At 64.6% G+C, this 15,425-nt stretch carries 16 protein-coding genes; 8 read left to right on the top strand and 8 right to left on the bottom strand.

Annotated elements, in window-relative coordinates:
- Positions 1-162 precede the first annotated feature (162 nt).
- The gene (locus FJ867_RS03415) at positions 163-1,089 is read left to right on the top strand and encodes an ABC transporter ATP-binding protein (protein WP_140655140.1); all 927 of its coding nucleotides are present in this window, start codon (positions 163-165) and stop codon (positions 1,087-1,089) included.
- Positions 1,086-1,847, top strand: coding sequence for an ABC transporter permease (locus FJ867_RS03410; RefSeq protein ID WP_140491741.1), 762 nt, complete (start codon positions 1,086-1,088; stop codon positions 1,845-1,847). Before FJ867_RS03415 ends, FJ867_RS03410 begins: the two co-directional genes overlap by 4 nt.
- Positions 1,848-1,878: 31 nt before the next feature.
- Here FJ867_RS03410 and FJ867_RS03405 read toward each other — a convergent pair whose 3' ends face one another.
- A complete protein-coding gene (locus tag FJ867_RS03405; protein WP_140524389.1) occupies positions 1,879-2,916 on the bottom strand; it encodes a phosphatidylglycerol lysyltransferase domain-containing protein in 1,038 nt (345 codons plus the stop codon).
- A gap of 331 nt (positions 2,917-3,247) precedes the next feature.
- On the opposite strand from FJ867_RS03405, the gene FJ867_RS03400 reads away from it, so the two are divergent.
- Positions 3,248-4,429 carry an NAD(P)/FAD-dependent oxidoreductase gene (locus tag FJ867_RS03400; protein ID WP_140524391.1) on the top strand — a complete coding sequence of 394 codons (1,182 nt, stop codon included), beginning with the start codon at positions 3,248-3,250 and terminating at the stop codon, positions 4,427-4,429.
- A 59-nt stretch (positions 4,430-4,488) separates the two neighbouring features.
- Here FJ867_RS03400 and FJ867_RS03395 read toward each other — a convergent pair whose 3' ends face one another.
- Entirely contained in the window at positions 4,489-6,492 is a 2,004-nt protein-coding gene (locus tag FJ867_RS03395) for a PhoX family phosphatase (protein ID WP_140563801.1), read from the bottom strand.
- Positions 6,493-6,823: 331 nt separating this feature from the next.
- On the opposite strand from FJ867_RS03395, the gene FJ867_RS28645 reads away from it, so the two are divergent.
- Complete coding sequence (locus FJ867_RS28645) at positions 6,824-7,279, top strand: hypothetical protein (protein WP_348640496.1); 456 nt, start codon at positions 6,824-6,826, stop codon at positions 7,277-7,279.
- A gap of 190 nt (positions 7,280-7,469) precedes the next feature.
- Here FJ867_RS28645 and FJ867_RS03380 read toward each other — a convergent pair whose 3' ends face one another.
- Entirely contained in the window at positions 7,470-8,126 is a 657-nt protein-coding gene (locus FJ867_RS03380) for a response regulator transcription factor (RefSeq protein WP_140524397.1), read from the bottom strand.
- Entirely contained in the window at positions 8,123-9,514 is a 1,392-nt protein-coding gene (locus tag FJ867_RS03375; RefSeq protein ID WP_140491753.1) for a sensor histidine kinase, read from the bottom strand. Before FJ867_RS03375 ends, FJ867_RS03380 begins: the two co-directional genes overlap by 4 nt.
- 159 nt (positions 9,515-9,673) lie before the next feature.
- On the opposite strand from FJ867_RS03375, the gene FJ867_RS03370 reads away from it, so the two are divergent.
- The 4 genes from FJ867_RS03370 to FJ867_RS03355 all read left to right on the top strand — a co-directional run bounded on the left by FJ867_RS03370 (position 9,674) and on the right by FJ867_RS03355 (position 13,114).
- The gene (locus tag FJ867_RS03370; protein ID WP_140493450.1) at positions 9,674-10,012 is read left to right on the top strand and encodes a hypothetical protein; all 339 of its coding nucleotides are present in this window, start codon (positions 9,674-9,676) and stop codon (positions 10,010-10,012) included.
- A gap of 31 nt (positions 10,013-10,043) precedes the next feature.
- Positions 10,044-10,745, top strand: a complete 702-nt coding sequence (locus FJ867_RS03365; protein ID WP_140816532.1) for a phosphatase PAP2 family protein — start codon at positions 10,044-10,046, stop codon at positions 10,743-10,745.
- A gap of 290 nt (positions 10,746-11,035) precedes the next feature.
- Positions 11,036-11,314 carry a helix-turn-helix transcriptional regulator gene (locus FJ867_RS03360; RefSeq protein WP_140816530.1) on the top strand — a complete coding sequence of 93 codons (279 nt, stop codon included), beginning with the start codon at positions 11,036-11,038 and terminating at the stop codon, positions 11,312-11,314.
- Positions 11,315-11,380: 66 nt separating this feature from the next.
- Entirely contained in the window at positions 11,381-13,114 is a 1,734-nt protein-coding gene (locus tag FJ867_RS03355; RefSeq protein ID WP_140816528.1) for a SulP family inorganic anion transporter, read from the top strand.
- Between the two features lie 40 nt (positions 13,115-13,154).
- Here the strand turns inward: FJ867_RS03355 and FJ867_RS03350 are convergent, their stop codons facing one another.
- The 4 genes from FJ867_RS03350 to FJ867_RS03340 all read right to left on the bottom strand — a co-directional run bounded on the left by FJ867_RS03350 (position 13,155) and on the right by FJ867_RS03340 (position 15,404).
- Positions 13,155-13,754, bottom strand: coding sequence for a DNA-3-methyladenine glycosylase (locus FJ867_RS03350; RefSeq protein WP_140816663.1), 600 nt, complete (start codon positions 13,752-13,754; stop codon positions 13,155-13,157).
- Positions 13,755-13,832: 78 nt separating this feature from the next.
- The gene (locus tag FJ867_RS28640; protein WP_181168317.1) at positions 13,833-13,994 is read right to left on the bottom strand and encodes a hypothetical protein; all 162 of its coding nucleotides are present in this window, start codon (positions 13,992-13,994) and stop codon (positions 13,833-13,835) included.
- A gap of 1 nt (position 13,995) precedes the next feature.
- Positions 13,996-14,934 (bottom strand): CHAD domain-containing protein, encoded by a 939-nt coding sequence (locus tag FJ867_RS03345; protein ID WP_140816526.1) that lies wholly within the window; start codon positions 14,932-14,934, stop codon positions 13,996-13,998.
- Positions 14,931-15,404, bottom strand: a complete 474-nt coding sequence (locus tag FJ867_RS03340; protein WP_140625294.1) for a CYTH domain-containing protein — start codon at positions 15,402-15,404, stop codon at positions 14,931-14,933. Before FJ867_RS03340 ends, FJ867_RS03345 begins: the two co-directional genes overlap by 4 nt.
- Between the last annotated feature and the right edge of the window lie 21 nt (positions 15,405-15,425).

Raw genomic sequence — 15,425 nt, 5'->3', positions numbered from 1 at the left:
GTAGGGCCAGCCGGTCAAAGCGGCGTCCCGCCGCGAGGCGGAACGCCGCAGCGCCATGCGGCGGCAATGTCGAGAACTGTCAGCAGCGGCATTGACTTGCGGTTGCATGCGGCGACATTCGTCCTATATCTGGGGTCCTCTTTCAAGCAGCCGTTTTCAGCCATGCAGCCTGTCATCTCCATTTCCGGGGTCACCAAGACCTACGCCACCGGCTTCAAGGCGCTGAAGGAAATCAATCTCGATATCGAGCGCGGCGAGATTTTCGCGCTGCTTGGCCCCAACGGCGCCGGCAAGACGACGCTGATCTCCATCGTCTGCGGCATCGTCAACCGTTCGTCTGGCAGCGTCACGGTGGATGGCCACGACATCACCAGAGACTATCGCGCCGCGCGCGGCCTGATCGGGCTGGTGCCGCAGGAACTGACCATCGATGCCTTCGAGAGCGTCTGGGCGACGGTCAACTACAGCCGCGGCCTGTTCGGCAAGCCGGCAAACCATGCCTTTGTCGAGAAGGTGCTGCGCGACCTGTCGCTGTGGGACAAGAAGGACGCCAAGGCGATCACGCTTTCGGGCGGCATGAAGCGGCGGCTGATGATCGCCAAGGCGCTGTCGCACGAACCGCGCGTGCTGTTCCTCGACGAGCCGACGGCCGGCGTCGACGTCGAACTGCGCCAGGACATGTGGGCGATGGTGCGGCGGCTGCGCGAGGACGGCGTCACCATCATTCTCACCACCCACTATATCGAGGAAGCCGAGGCGATGGCCGACCGCGTCGGCGTCATCAACCGCGGCGAGATCATCCTGGTCGAGGGCAAGGCCGAACTGATGCGCAAGCTCGGCCGCAAGCGCCTGGTGATGGAACTGCGCAGCCCGCTCGGCGCCATTCCGGACGCCTTCTCGCACTACGCCCTGGAATTGTCGCCGGATGGCGGGCAGATCACCTACACCTATGACAACCAGAGCGACCGGCCCGGTGTGGCGTCGCTGATCCGCGATCTCGAGGCCGCCGACATCCAGTTCCGCGACTTGGACACGCAGAACAGTTCGCTGGAGGAGATCTTCGTCAATCTTCTGAGGCAAGAGCCATGAACCTGCGCGCGGTATGGGCGATCTACCGGGTGGAGATGGCGCGCGCGCTGCGCACCGTCTTGCAGAGCATCGTCTCACCCGTGCTGTCGACGTCGCTGTATTTCGTCGTCTTCGGCTCGGCCATCGGCTCGCGCATCACCGAGATCGACGGCATCAGCTACGGCGCCTTCATCGTGCCCGGGCTGATCATGCTGTCGCTTTTGACGCAGTCGATCTCCAACGCCTCCTTCGCCATCTACTTCCCGAAATTCGTCGGCTCGATCTACGAGCTGTTGTCGGCTCCGGTCTCCTATCTCGAGATCGTCCTCGCCTATGTCGGGGGCGCCGCCACCAAGTCGATCATCCTCGGCCTGATCATTCTGGCGACGGCCTCGCTGTTCGTGCCGCTCTCGATCCAGCATCCGTTCTGGATGCTGGCCTTCCTGGTGCTGACGGCGGTGACCTTCAGCCTGTTCGGCTTCATCATCGGAATCTGGGCCAGGAGCTTCGAGCAGTTGCAACTGGTGCCGCTGCTGATCATCACGCCGCTGACCTTCCTGGGTGGCAGCTTCTATTCCATCAACATGCTGCCGGGCGCCTGGCGCACGGTGACGCTGTTCAATCCGGTCGTCTATCTGATCAGCGGCTTCCGCTGGAGCTTTTTCGGAAAATCGGACGTTTCGGTCGGCATCAGCCTCGGCATGACCGTGGTTTTTCTGCTGATCTGCGTGGCGACCGTCGCCTGGATATTCAGGACCGGCTACCGGCTGAGGAATTGAGGGGCGAAGCCACGCTGAGCCGCGGTCAGAGCTAGATCGCCTTCACCAGCCGCAGCAGGCCCAGCATCTCGACATAGGTTCCCTTGCGGAAGGCGACGTAGACCGGCTCCTCGATGCCGTGGAAACGGCGCTTGAACGCCGCCTGCCCCTGCAGGTTGAAGCGGCGGCGGTTGACCCAGGGCGAATCATAGGCGCGCTGGAAGGCGTTGCGCCAGAAATCGCTTTCGGCGAATCCGCTGGGGCCGACGTCGACCAGCGGCGAGAGCCCGAGCGTGACGACCGAAATGCCTTCCTCGCGAAAGCGGTCGACGGCGAATTTGGTCAGGCCGACCTCGGCATGCGGCGAGGCGTCGATGTGCTTGCGCTTGAAGGCGGTGGTGTAGCCGATGACCTTGCCGCCGCGAAACAGCGGATCGAAGTCGAGCAGGGCGACCAGTTCGCCATCAGGGCCGTGCAGCACGAAGCGGCGCATGTCGACGCCCACATGATCGGCGAAGTGCCGGTTGAGGAAGCCCATTTCCCAGCGCTTGACGATGCGGTCGCCGCGCCAGTTCGCCGAAAGCCGGGAGATCTCGTCGAGAAAGATGGTCCGCTTGTCCTCGGCGAACGAAAAGCCCTTCTTCAACAGCCAGCGCTCGGAGTAGCGCACGGTTTCGTTGCGCTTGCCGGAAAAATCGTGTGCGGGCAGCGGCAGACGGGTGTCGATGCCCAGCCGGTTGACCTTGTAGCCGAGCCCGGCCAGCACCCGCGCCGACTGTTCGCCGATCTGCACGAACCAGGGGCTGCCGGCGGTCTCGACGAAGCGCCTGATATAGTCGGCCCGATGGGCCGGATCGGCGACCGGGTCGCCGAGCGCGAAATGATGCTTCATCTTGGTGCCGAAGGCGATGTAACCGTCGGCGTCGCCGAAATAGGAGAGCCTGCCTTGCACGGCGGAGGAGTAGGCGAGTGAGAAGTCGCCGTGGCGGCGCACCAGCGCCAGCCGTTCGGCATGGGTGAACGCCTGGCGCTCGACCTTTGGCGAGGCACGCTCGAGGATTTTGTCGAGATAGATCCGCAAGGAGGGCATGGGTCGAGATTCCGCGTGCATCTGCGGCGCGCACCCGGGTACGCTATACGCCGTGGCGCCTTGATTTTGCACAGGAAGCCGAAAAAAGCGTTTCGAGGACTTCGGATTCCTGTACCGGTAACAGAGATCCGCCAGCCCCCGGATCTCGAATCAATCACATTGCCGCGACCTGATTATCGCCGATCTCGCGTATATGCCATATAGGACGCAACCGCGGTGCGGCGCATGGCCTCGAAATCCGGGGCCGATCTGCTGTATGGATCATGCGCGGGAGGGCGTTCTGCCGGTGTCGGCGGAAGCGCCACAAGGGTGGAATGGGGTTCGTGAGCGAATGGCAGATACGACAATCAGACCGGCAGCGCACCAGACGGTAACTATCGAACCGGCGATCGTCATCGGCGCCGGCGCCGCCGGTCTCGCGGCAGCGCAGGCGCTGGTCAAGGCCGGCGTGGCGACGGCGATCCTGGAAAAGGAGAGCCGGTTGGCCGAGCCATGGCATCGGCGTCACCAGCAGCTGCGCCTCAATACTCACCGCGACCTTTCGGCACTTCCCGGCCTTGCCTATCCGAAGGGCACGCTCGCCTTCCCCCACAGAACCGCCGTCATCCGCTATCTGAACGATTTCAGCGAGGCGAACCGGCTGCCGGTGGAGCTCGGCGTCGCCGTCGAGGCGGTCCTGTTCAGGGGCGACCACTGGGCGATAGAGACCAGCGCCGGGATGCGCCTGGCGCGCCACGTCGTGATCGCCACCGGCCGCGACAGACAGCCGTTCATCCCCGACTGGAAAGGAATGCGGGATTTCGCCGGCCGCATCATCCATTCGGCGGATTTCGGCGACGCGAAGGACTATGCCGGCAAGAAGGTGCTGGTCGTCGGCGCCGGCAACTCGGGTATAGACGCGCTCAACCACCTGGCGCAGGCAAGCACCGCCTCGCTGTGGCTGTCGGCCCGCAACGGTCCGTCGGTCCTGCCCAAGCGCATCGGCAAGATTGCCGTGCACCGGCTGTCGCCGCTGATGGCGCGGTTGCCTTTGCGGGTCGCCGATGCGGTGATCGCCTTGACGCAGCGCCTGGTTTTCGGCGACCTGACGAAATTCGGCGTGCCGCCGGCACCGGTGGGCGGCGCCAGCCGCCTGACCACCGACTACACAGCGATCGCCGCCGACGAGGGCGCGATCGACGCCATCCGCGCGGGCAGGATCACCGTCGTGCCGGGGGTGCGAGAATTCACCCGCGACGGCGTCATCCTGGCCAATGGCAGCCTGATCGATCCCGACATCGTCATTGCCGCGACGGGCTACCGCACCGGGCTTGAGCAGATGGTCGGCAATCTCGGCGTGCTCGACGGCAAGGGCGTTCCGGTCTTCAACGGCGGCGATGCGGATCCGAAACTGCCTGGCCTCTGGTTCACCGGCATGCGGCCGAGCATCCGCGGCTGCTTCGCCAATGCCGCCATCCAGGCCAAGGCGATCGCCGAGCGGATTGCCCGGCGGATCGCCAATTCGGGCCGCTGAACCGGGCTGGAGGTTCGTTTTACGCGTCGGACGGAACCCCACTTTCCTGGAATTGCCCTCTAAATCGCGATCTTGCCGCCGCCTTGCCTGGTAATGGCGACGACCGCCGGCCGCACCGGCATGTCCGGCTTGAAATCGGGCCAGCGCGTCGACGGATCCTCATAATAGGACGGGCGGCCGAACGCCTCCCAATCCTCGCCGCCGTCGCCTGGATGCTGGACGGCGACGAAGGCGGTCTGATCGTCGGGCGCAAACAGCGGCCCGCACATTTCAGCGCCGATCGGCACGCGGAAAAACAGTTTTGACGTCGCGCGCGCGGGCCCTTCGGTGTCGACCGCCCACAGGCCGTCAGTGCGGCCGGTAGCCTTCGGCCCTTGGCCGTCGGTGGCGACCCACAGGCGCCCGGCTGAATCGACCGCGCAATTGTCGGGCATGCCGAACCAGCCATTGGCCGTGGTGGCGGTGGAGAAGGTGGCGCCGACATCGGCAACCGCCGGATCGCCGCATTTCAGGAGCACCTCCCATCTGCCCCTGGTGCCGGCGAAATCGCCGCCGTCCTCCGATATCTCGATGATATGGCCGAAGGCGTTGTCGGCGCGCGGGTTGGCGGCGTCGACCTGGTCGGCCTTGCGCTTGGAATTGTTGGTCAGCATGACATAGACCTTGCCGTTGACACGATTGGGCTGGATGTCCTCGGGGCGGTCCATCTTGGTGGCGCCGAGCAGGTCGGCGGCACGCCGCGTCTCGATCAACACGTCGGCCTGGCCGGCAAAGCCGTTCTCGGCCGTCAGCGGGCCCTGGCCGAAGACGATCGGCAGCCATTCCACCGTACCGTCCGCGGCGAATTTGGCGACATGCAGCGTGCCGTCATCGAGCAGGTTCATGTTGGCGGCGCGGTCGTCCGGATCGAAACGGCCCGCGGTGACGAATTTGTAGACGTACTCGAAGCGCTCGTCGTCGCCGAGATAGAAGACGACGCGGCCATCCTTGGCGATGATCGATTCGGCGCCTTCATGCTTGAAGCGGCCCATTGCGGTGCGCTTCCTCGGCGTGGATGTCGGATCGTTGACGTCGACCTCGACGATCCAGCCGAAACGGTTGGGCTCGTTCGGCTCCTTGGCGAGGTCGAAACGATCGTAATGCGCGCCCCATTCATAGGCGCCTTCCGGAATGCCGAGGCGCTTGTAATTGGCGGCTTCCTTATGGCCTTCCGGCAGTTCACCGGAGAAATAGCCGTGGATGTTCTCCTCGGCCATGACATAGGTGCCCCAAGGCGTGACGCCGCCGGCGCAGTTGTTGAATGTGCCGATGACCTTGGTGCCGGATGGGTCGGCATTGGTCTTGACGCGGTCATGACCGGCGACCGGGCCCGACAGCGCCATTTCGGTGTTGGAGGTGATGCGGCGGTTCAACTTGCCGTCGCGCACCACCTGCCACTTGCCGCCTTCCTTGCGGATCTCGACGATGGTGCCGCCATGTGCCGCCATCTCGACATCGACCTGCTCCTTCGAGAGCGGCGCGAGTTCGGCCGCCTTCTTGCCGTCCTTCTCGACGATCTTGGCGATGCCCGGGAACATCAGATGCGGATTGGTGTATTCGTGGTTGACGACCAGCAGCCCGTGCTCGGCGGAGCCATCGATCCCGATATAGCCGACATAGTCATTGTTGTAGCCGAATTGTCTTGCCTGGGCCTCAGCCGACTGCCTGGCCGGGTCGAACTCCGGCGAATCGGCAAACAGCGGATCGCCCCAGCGCAACAGCACGTCAGCATCGTAGCCCGGCGCGACATGGTGCTTGTCGTCGATACCGGCTTCGAGTTCCTCGAACGAGAAGGCGGAGCCCTCGGCGGCACGCGCATCGTCGGCGGCCACGAGCGCCAGCGGGCTGACGGTGGCGGCAATGGCAGAGACGGCCAGCGAGCCCTTGAGGAAGGCGCGGCGGGAAAACCGTTCGGCAATGATTTCGCCCATGGTGCGGTTTTCGGTGGGGTTGGTCGCCGGACCGTCGTTTTCCTCAAGCAGGCTGGTGCGGAATCGGGCGTCGGGCGAGCGATGGTCGGTCATGGTCTGCCTCTGGCTGGATGGCTGGAGCGTGTCACGCGTTTCGACCCCTTATAGACGATCGGTCACACTTTCGTGACATTCGTGCACCCGCCAGCTTGACCGCGAACCTCGCGCCACATCCGGTTTGAAACTCGGACCAAGGTCCTAAACCGATCGGGGCGAAGGTCCGGATTGCCGCGGCATCGGTCGTGGGCCACTTACACGAACACGCCATGTCGCCGATGGTCGCGTACCTGCACGAGATGGCCTCTGAATTTTGCCGGTCCGATCAAGTGAGGGACTGATGCGCAGCTCGATCATGGCTCATTGTTGCTGGCTGGCCCTGAGAGCAGTGCCGGCACTGGCGCTGACCATAGCCCCCTATCACCTCGATTTTCACGGTTCCGCCGCAGGCATTGTCGCGTCCAGCGCCCAAGCCAAGCCTGGCGGGAACAGCGGCAATGGCGGTGGTGGCGGTAACGGCAATGGCGGCAATGGCGGCAATGGAAATAACGGCGGCGGCAACAATGGCAACGCCGGAGGCAACAATGGCAACGCTGGCGGCAACGGGAACAATGGCGGCGGCAACAACGGCAAGGGGAAGGGTGCCAACAGCTCCGGCAAGCATGTGAACGCAACAACCGGCGATCGTGTCGAAATAGACGACAACAAGATCGTGGTGCAGCACCCTAACGGCTTCGGGGAAGAGATCGAGAAGGGTCGCTTCAAAATGACCGACGCTCTGGGCCGCACGATCGTCGAGCGCCCTGCGACGGCGGCGGATATAAGCCGCCTCAAGGGGTTGTAGAGCGGGCAATAGGCATCGCCCGCTTTACGTGTCACCTCCGCCGCCCCCCGGCGGAGGTGACCTTGTCGCTCCGGCCCCGTATAGGGGCCGTCTTTTTTGCCCTGGAGCGTTCCGCTGCTGCACCGCGCTTCAGGTTTTCATTTATGCGTGTCGTTATCCCAAACCGGGGATCCCTTGCGGCCGACCAGGATTAGCTGCCGGCCCGATCCCGCGCTTCGCGCATCAGCAGCGCCGCCTCGGTGCGATTGCGGACGTTGAGCTTGGACAGCACACCGGTCATGTGATGCTTGACCGTTTTTTCCTGCAGTGCCAGCCGCAGCGCCACTTCCTTGTTGCTCAGCCCTTCCGCCACCAGCTGCAGGATCTCGGCCTCGCGTCCGGTGAGCTGACGCAGACGATCCGTCCTGCCGTTGGCCGGCTGCAGCGATTGCAGGTCCGAAAGCAGGCGGGCCGACAGGGTCGGCGACACATAGGTCTCGCCGGCCGCTACACCATTCAGGATTTCGGCCAGCATGCGCGAGCCGACCCCCTTCAGCACATAGCCGCGCACACCGGCGTTCAGCGCCCGCGCCACGTCGGCATTGGCCTCCGAGACCGTCAGCATGACGATCTTCTGTCCGGGATTGGCACCCAGTATGCCGGCCACCGACGCAAGGCCGTCACCCGGCATGCTGATGTCGAGCAGCAATATGTCGGGCTGCAAAGTCGAGGCGATGCGTTCGGCATCCTGCGCAGTGGCGCCCTGGGCCACCATTTCGAAGCCGCCGATCTCCGACAGGCTGCGGGTAACGCCTTCGCGAAACAGCGGGTGGTCGTCGACAATGGCGACACGGATGGTACCGATCATGGTTGATCCTCGACGGCTAGCGTAATCATCAATCGTGTTCCCTGTGGCCCGGTCGTGGTCTCGAACTGGCCACCAATGCTTTCGATACGTTCCCTGATGCCGGCGAGCCCCAGGCCCTCGGCTCGCCTCGGGTCGAATCCGGGCCCGCCATCCGACACTTCAACGAAGAACTTGCCGCCTGTCATCCCGGCCTTCACCTCCTGATCCTTGCCCTGCCCATGACGATAAGCGTTGTTCAGCCCCTCCTGGACGAAGCGATAGATGCTGATCTTCTCCGAAGCGCCCAGTTCGGGCAACTGCCTGGATAGGGTCAGCGCCACGGAACTGCGGGTCCTGCGTTGATGCTCGTCGACGGCAAGACGCAGAATGTCGCCGGTCGCGGCCGTTTCTATCTGCGGCAGGACGAGGCCGTTGCAGATGCCGCGGATTTCACGCATCGCGTCGTCCAGCGCCATGCGGATCATGGCGATCTCGGCGTTGCGGCTGTCGCTGGAGGCACCCTCGCCGGAAATGGCGGGGCTGTCCACACGCAGCGCCGCCAGCGCGACGAGCTGAGCCGGCCCGTCGTGAAGGTCGGCGCCGATGCGACGCAAGTATCGTTCATTGAGCGCCGTGGCACGGCGCGACGCCTGCTGGACGCGCAGGCGCAGCGCCCGGTTTTGCGAAACCAGCGCCTGCAGCTCGGAGACCTGACCCTGCAGAACGCCGCGCTGCTTGTCGATGGTGCGGCTGCCACGTATGACGATCCCCGACAACAGCAGCAGCGCCGTCAGCGTGGCGCCGGCCACGATCAGCCAGCTCGACAGCAAGGCGGAAGCCAGAGCCGCCTGGAAATCGTCGGCGATCTCGTAGAATTCGGTGACGGCGACCACCTCGCCCGACCAGGGTTCGCGGACTGGATTGTAGATTTCCAGCAGCGGCACGCCCGCGGCCCTCTCCTCCTTGTCGTCCTCGTCGCCTAGCTCGTTGAACTCGGCGACGACATTACCGGCGAAGGCGGCACGCAGGTTGGCGCTCGGGCCGAACTGCCGGCCGATCAAGGCCGTGTCCTTCGAATACAGCACCGTGCCGTCCCGACGCCACAACTTGAAGGAAAACAGCCGTTTGCCGAGCGCGCCTTGGCCGAGGGTCTCGTCAAGCGCCCGTTTGACGGCGTCATCGAGCTGATGGTTCGTGCGCAGATCGGGGAGCAGCGGAGCGATCACGCTGTCGACATAAAGGGCAGTCGTGGCCGCCGAATTGTGGAGCACGCTTTCGCGGATTTGCGCGGTGACCCAGAAGCCGACCACCAGCATCACCGCAAGCAGCCCGAAGCCGCCGGCAATGATGAACTGCAGCGCCAGCGTAAGCCCGTTCCAGCGCCGCGACAAGGTTTCGAGAAATCGCACGCCACGCTCCTCGCCCCCACCCGCAGGGGCAGGGTAGTGGCCGCGACTTTGGCGCTTCGGTCCTGCCGACACAAGAGCCTGGTCCCACGGCAGTTGCTTGACGTCGCGACGCGCTTGCGAAACAAGGCACGGACGACCGGCATCAATATCGAGGGCAGCGTGAGTTTTTCGGGGTTACTTCAGCTCGGTCTTTCGACCGTGATCTTTCTGCTGGCGGCGGCGGCCGCCAAGCAATGGGGGATGGCGCCCAGCCTGGGCAAGATCGTGCTGACGCTTGCGCTCTATTCGCTGGGCAACCTGATCATGCTGCGGCTGATTCGCGAGTTCGGCATGTCGGTGTCGTTCAGCCTGTCGGCGGTCATCCAGCTGGTATCGGTCAATCTGGTGGCGCTGATATTCTTCGGCGAGCGCATCAATACGCTGCAGGCGGCCGGCATCGTGCTGGCGATTGCCGCCGTGGCGCTGATCACGCTCGGGCCCTATGTGCAAGGGCGATGACCGGCAAACCATGGTTGCGAAACGAGGTTCGATGAAGACTGCGGCAAAGGCTCTGCTGAGCCGGGTCGAATTCCCGGTGCTGCTGGCCGGCCTTGTCGTCGCCGCCGGCCTGTGGGGCTTCGTGGAGTTGATGGAGGTGGCACGGGCCACCACGCCGCACGCCTTCGACGCTGAAATCATGCTTGCCTTCCGCCAGGCCGGCCAACCCGGTATCCCGATCGGCCCGTCATGGATGGAAGGGGCGATGCGCGACATCACCAGCCTCGGCAGCACCAGCGTGCTGGTGCTGATCACGGCGGCGACGATCATCTATCTGCTGTTGATCCGCAGGCCCGGGACCGCGCTTCTCATCTTCGTCGCCGTGGCGGGCGGCCAGATGCTGTCGAGCCTGCTGAAGCTCGGCGTCGACCGGCCGCGGCCCGAGCTCGTCTCGCATCTGGTCAACGAGACCTCGCTTTCCTTCCCGAGCGGCCACGCGATGCTTTCGGCGGTGACCTATCTCACATTGGGCTCGCTTGCGGCGCGCTTCCTGCAGGGCCGGACGACGAAGATTTATGTTCTGGCGCTCGCCGTGATGACGACGGTGCTGGTCGGCATCAGCCGCATCTATCTCGGCGTCCACTGGCCGTCGGACGTGCTGGCCGGCTGGTGCGCGGGCTTTGCCTGGGCCATGCTGTGCTGGTTGGCGGCAAGGGTCCTGCAACGGCGCAGGGTGGTGCGTGACGACGTCTGACGACGCTCGACCGGGAAGCGGTCAGATCAGCCGGTTGATCAAGTGTCCGCAGCCGGTTAGCAGAAGGACCACCGATACCAGGCATGCCGATGTCGTCAATGTCTTGAAAATGGTCAACCACGTTATCCCCTGCCCCAGATGGAACACCATAGCTCTCAATGCTCGGGAAGTATCCGAAAAATGCTCGATAGCGATGATGATCAAGGCTCAAGCGTACATCCTGATGCTTGAAACATCATAATGATCGTATTATACATCATATCCGCAGACTCAGACGGGGATCCCGGCCGATGATCACTGCCGCGCAGATGCGCGCCGCGAGGGCGCTGGCCGGCATCGATCAGAAGGCGCTCGCCGAGCGCGCCGGCGTTTCGCTTCCCACCATCCAGCGCATGGAAGCGAGCGACGGCGTGGTCAGGGGCGTGGTCGATACGCTGATGAAGGTCATCCAGGCCCTCGACGAGGCCGGGGTGGAGCTGATCGGCGAGAATCAACCCAGTGAGCGCGGCGGCCGGGGCGTGCGCCTCAAGCCTGCCGTGCCGCCCAATCCGAAAGCTGAGCCGGCATAAGTCGCGACGGCGACCGCCGACAGTCCTGCCGACGATCCCGCCGCCTTTCAGGTGCGGAAGCAGTCCATGGACGAGATCGGGCAGACACTCAACGAAACCGCGCGCAAACCGACCCATGGGCCGGCAAAGCCGACTTTTTCCGAACTGTTCACACCGAAACTGGTGACGGTCTGGCGCGAAGGCTACAGGCTCGAACATCTCAGGGCCGATGCCATCGCCGGGCTGACCGTCGCCATCGTCGCCTTGCCGCTGTCGATGGCAATCGCCATCGCATCCGGGGTGACGCCGGAGCGCGGGCTCTACACATCGATCATCGGCGGCTTCATCATCTCGGCGTTCGGCGGCAGCCGTTTCCAGATCGGCGGCCCCGCGGGCGCCTTCATCGTGCTGGTGGCGGCGACGGTCGCGCGGGTCGGCGTGGACGGGCTGTTGCTGGCGACGATGATGGCCGGCATCTTCCTCATCGCCATCGGCTATCTGCGGCTCGGCACCTACATAAAGTTCATTCCCTATCCGGTGACGGTCGGCTTTACCGCCGGTATCGCCGTCATCATCTTCTCGGGCCAGATCGTCGAACTGTTCGGGCTGAAGCTCGCCGGCAAGGAGCCAGGCCCGCTGGTGTCAAAGCTGACGGCGATCGGCGAGGCGGCCGGCACGATCAATCTCGCGGCGACCTTCGTGGCGGTGCTGACAATCGCAACCATCGCTTTCCTGAAGCGCTGGCGGCCGAAATGGCCGGCGATGTTGATCGCCATCGGTCTGGCGTCGCTCGCGGTGGCGCTGTTTGCGCTGCCGGCCGAGACGATCGGCACGCGCTTTGGCGGGATCCCGCGCAGCCTGCAATGGCCGGCGCTTCCCCCCGTCAGCCTCGACAGGATGATCGACGTGCTGCCGGACGCCATCGCCTTCGCGTTGCTGGGCGCCATCGAATCCTTGCTGTCGGCCGTCGTCGCCGACGGCATGACCGGCCGCCGGCACCGTTCCAACTGCGAACTGGTGGCGCAAGGCTTCGCCAACATCGCCTCGGCCCTGTTCGGCGGCATCTGCACCACCGGCACCATTGCCCGTACCGCCACCAATGTGCGGGCCGGCGCGCACGGGCCGGTTTCGGGCATGGTCCACTCCATGATCCTGCTCTTCCTGATGCTGGCGGCAGCACCGCTGGCCAGCTACATCCCGCTCTCCGCCCTCGCCGGCGTGCTGGCGGTGGTGTGCTGGAACATGTTCGAGAAGCAGGCTTTCGCCACGCTGCTGCGCGCCTCGCGCGGCGATGCGCTGGTGCTGATGGCCACCTTCCTGATCGTGGTCTTCCGTGACTTGACCGAAGGCATCGTTGTCGGCTTCGCGCTGGGCTCGATCCTGTTCATCGACCGCATGGCGAAATCCATCGCCGTCGAGGCCGACCAGACGCTGGTGCCTGAGGACGTCGCCGACCGCGAGAGCGTCTATGATTCCAGGGACGCGACCGACGCCGACACCGTCGTCTACCGCATCTCCGGCGCATTCTTCTTCGGCGCCGCTTCGACCGTCGGCGCGGTGCTCGACCGCATCGCCGACCAGCGCAAGAACTTCATCCTCGACTGCTCGGCGGTGCCGTTCTTCGATTCGACCGCGGCCAATGTCATCGAGGGTGCGGCGCACAAGGCCAGACGCGCCGGCGTGCGCTTTGTCATATCTGGCGCTTCGCCGCAGACAAGACGCACGCTGATCAACCACGGCCTCAAGCGCCCGCTGGTGACCTACGCCGCCTCGATCCGGGCAGCGCAGGCGCAGTTGGAGGGAAAAAGGGCAGCGCAGTAGCTTGCATTCTTCTTCCTTTCAACGCGCCGGGAAGCACCTCTCATGGGTTGAGCGATCGTGAACCGCTGACAAACGGACTTCCCCGGACGTAAAATCGCAGCAGGCGGTCGGCATCCTTCGAAATGCCGATCCGAACGCCCTGCCCGATTTCGCCGGGGTCGCGGCCATCGCTTGCAAGCCATAGAGGGCCTTCCCGGCAAAGATCGAGCCCGTCGAGCGAACGGTCGATCCGCAACGCCATGGCGAGCCTTCCCGGTCCTCGCGCCAGGTCACGCAGGCGCTCGATGCCGCGATTGAGCCGCATGATCGAAATGCCGTCGAGCGGCTCGAGTGCCCTGATCAGGACGCCGGTTCCGATGCCGGGCATCTCGCTCGAGACATTCAGCATGTATGAGATGCCGTAGGCGAGATAGACATAGGCATGCCCGCGCTCGAGGAACAGCGAGCGATTGCGCGGGGTCATTCCCCTGAAGCCGTGCCCGGCAGCATCGCCGGCGACATACGCCTCGGTCTCGACGATGCGACCGCTGGCAATGCCTTCGGGCAATTCCCGGACCACGATCTTGCCGATGAGATAGCGCGCGAGAGCGGCCGTATCGTGCGGCAGGTCCGAGCGGGCGAGCGGGCGGCGGACGACCATTCTCATGGCGGCTGGTTTTAGATCCGCCCGGCCCATGTGGCAAAGACTCTCGTGAGTCCGCTCGGAATATCTGGCTTCTCAATCGAGCTTCAGCGCCGCGACTTCGCCCTCGTTCATCAGCGGGGCATAGAGGATCGACTTGCCGTCGGTGCGGATGCCGGTGCGCGAATGGAGGGCCAGCTCCCTCCCCGCGAGCCAAACACGGCGAATGCCCGCATGACCGGCGATTAATGCCGTCACGTCACCTCGCCGCCAATTCCTCCGCGGGCGGGGCGCCGGCAAGATCGTCGCGCGCCTTGCGGGCCAGCTTCTTCGTCGAGCGCCTGGGACTGTCGCCGAACAGTTCGGCCGCCTCGGCAAGGCAGGACTTCCTCAGGCTCTTTTCGGAACGCTTCAGGAGTTTGCCAAGGAGTTTCGTATCCCCGGGCGGCCCAAGCGGCTCGCCGCCGGCCTCCAGCATCGCGCGCATGACGAAGACGTCGTGCAGTTCGCCGAGTTGCTCCGCGAGCTTGTCGACCGCCTTGCGACGAGCCTTGATTGGCGTCGGCCACAGGCGGCCGAGCAGCGACAGATGCATGCTGTGGGTCTTGGCCGCCTTGCGCAAGTCGTGGAAATCCTCGGCCCCGCCGCTCGAGGCCGCCTTGTCCAGCGCTTTGCGCGCGCGCCGCAATATGGCGCGGGCGCCCTCCGCCAGAATGTCGGCGGCCTGCTCCGGCTGGTCCGGCAAGGACAGCCTGCCGACGCGTTCGAGGCCCTCCTGGCAGGCGGCGATGGCAGCTTTTATGGCCGCATCGAGACCGGCGCCGGCATGAAGCGCGTGCTGGCGCATCACCAGGCGATCGCGGGCGGGGCCGAGGCCGTGACCGGCGCTTTGCCCCGGAAAGGCGTCGGCCAGGCGGTCGATCGTCTCGATCAAGGCGGTCACCTCGCGCGGTCCGGCGAGCAACGCCGAGACCTGCCTGTAACATTCATTCTCCGTGCGGCAGAATGTTTCGCCGCCGGAACGAACCAGACGTAACAAGGCACGCACGCTCTTCAGTCGTTTGCGGGATTTGTGCAGTCCCTGTTCCGGCCTGTCACGCGCCATGTCGAGATGAGCAAGCGCCTTGCCGATTTCCTCGGCCAGGATACGCCTGACCTCGCCGGTCAGCGGCAGGCGCGGATCGATGCGAAAGCTCATGCGGCGATCTCCGGAATCCCCCCGAGGGCGAGCGACGCGTTGTAGAATTTCTGTTCGCCAGTCACTTCGCGGCCGAGCCAGTCTGGCAGCATTTCGTCCGGGACATCGTCCGGTGTCTCGAGTTCGGCCATCACAAGCCCCGCCAGCGCGCCGCCAAAGACATCGACTTCATAGAGATAGCCGCCATGCCTAACATGATGACGTGTCTTCTCGATGACACGCCCGATGGCGAAGCCGAGCATCTCCACGGCGTCGGCCAGCGGAATGGGATATTCGAATTCGTCGCGCTCGCGCGCCTTGCTGCCGAATTTGAGCGTCAACCTGGCCGAGGCGCCGTCACTGATGCGCACGCGCACCGTGCGTCCCGGCGCGGCGGCGAGATAGAACTGGAGGATGCGGATGTCCGCCTCGACCAGATCCCGCCATGCCGTGCCGGAGACCAGGAACTTGCGCTCGACTTCCTTGCCCATGGCCGCGCACTAAAGCCCGCG

The sequence above is a fragment of the Mesorhizobium sp. B2-5-3 genome (genome assembly GCF_006441005.1).
GTDB lineage: Bacteria > Pseudomonadota > Alphaproteobacteria > Rhizobiales > Rhizobiaceae > Mesorhizobium.
Note: the sequence above shows the minus strand (reverse complement) of the source record. Positions and strands in the feature narration are given on the sequence as shown.

What these genes read in the sequence shown, in the direction of transcription:
- FJ867_RS03415 (WP_140655140.1), top strand. Translation starts at nt 163, where the DNA reads ATGCAGCCTGTCATCTCCATTTCCGGGGTCACCAAGACCTACGCCACC.
- FJ867_RS03410 (WP_140491741.1), top strand. Translation starts at nt 1,086, where the DNA reads ATGAACCTGCGCGCGGTATGGGCGATCTACCGGGTGGAGATGGCGCGC.
- FJ867_RS03405 (WP_140524389.1), bottom strand. Translation starts at nt 2,916, where the DNA reads ATGCCCTCCTTGCGGATCTATCTCGACAAAATCCTCGAGCGTGCCTCG.
- FJ867_RS03400 (WP_140524391.1), top strand. Translation starts at nt 3,248, where the DNA reads ATGGCAGATACGACAATCAGACCGGCAGCGCACCAGACGGTAACTATC.
- FJ867_RS03395 (WP_140563801.1), bottom strand. Translation starts at nt 6,492, where the DNA reads ATGACCGACCATCGCTCGCCCGACGCCCGATTCCGCACCAGCCTGCTT.
- FJ867_RS03380 (WP_140524397.1), bottom strand. Translation starts at nt 8,126, where the DNA reads ATGATCGGTACCATCCGTGTCGCCATTGTCGACGACCACCCGCTGTTT.
- FJ867_RS03365 (WP_140816532.1), top strand. Translation starts at nt 10,044, where the DNA reads ATGAAGACTGCGGCAAAGGCTCTGCTGAGCCGGGTCGAATTCCCGGTG.
- FJ867_RS03360 (WP_140816530.1), top strand. Translation starts at nt 11,036, where the DNA reads ATGATCACTGCCGCGCAGATGCGCGCCGCGAGGGCGCTGGCCGGCATC.
- FJ867_RS03355 (WP_140816528.1), top strand. Translation starts at nt 11,381, where the DNA reads ATGGACGAGATCGGGCAGACACTCAACGAAACCGCGCGCAAACCGACC.
- FJ867_RS03350 (WP_140816663.1), bottom strand. Translation starts at nt 13,754, where the DNA reads ATGGTCGTCCGCCGCCCGCTCGCCCGCTCGGACCTGCCGCACGATACG.
- FJ867_RS03345 (WP_140816526.1), bottom strand. Translation starts at nt 14,934, where the DNA reads ATGAGCTTTCGCATCGATCCGCGCCTGCCGCTGACCGGCGAGGTCAGG.
- FJ867_RS03340 (WP_140625294.1), bottom strand. Translation starts at nt 15,404, where the DNA reads ATGGGCAAGGAAGTCGAGCGCAAGTTCCTGGTCTCCGGCACGGCATGG.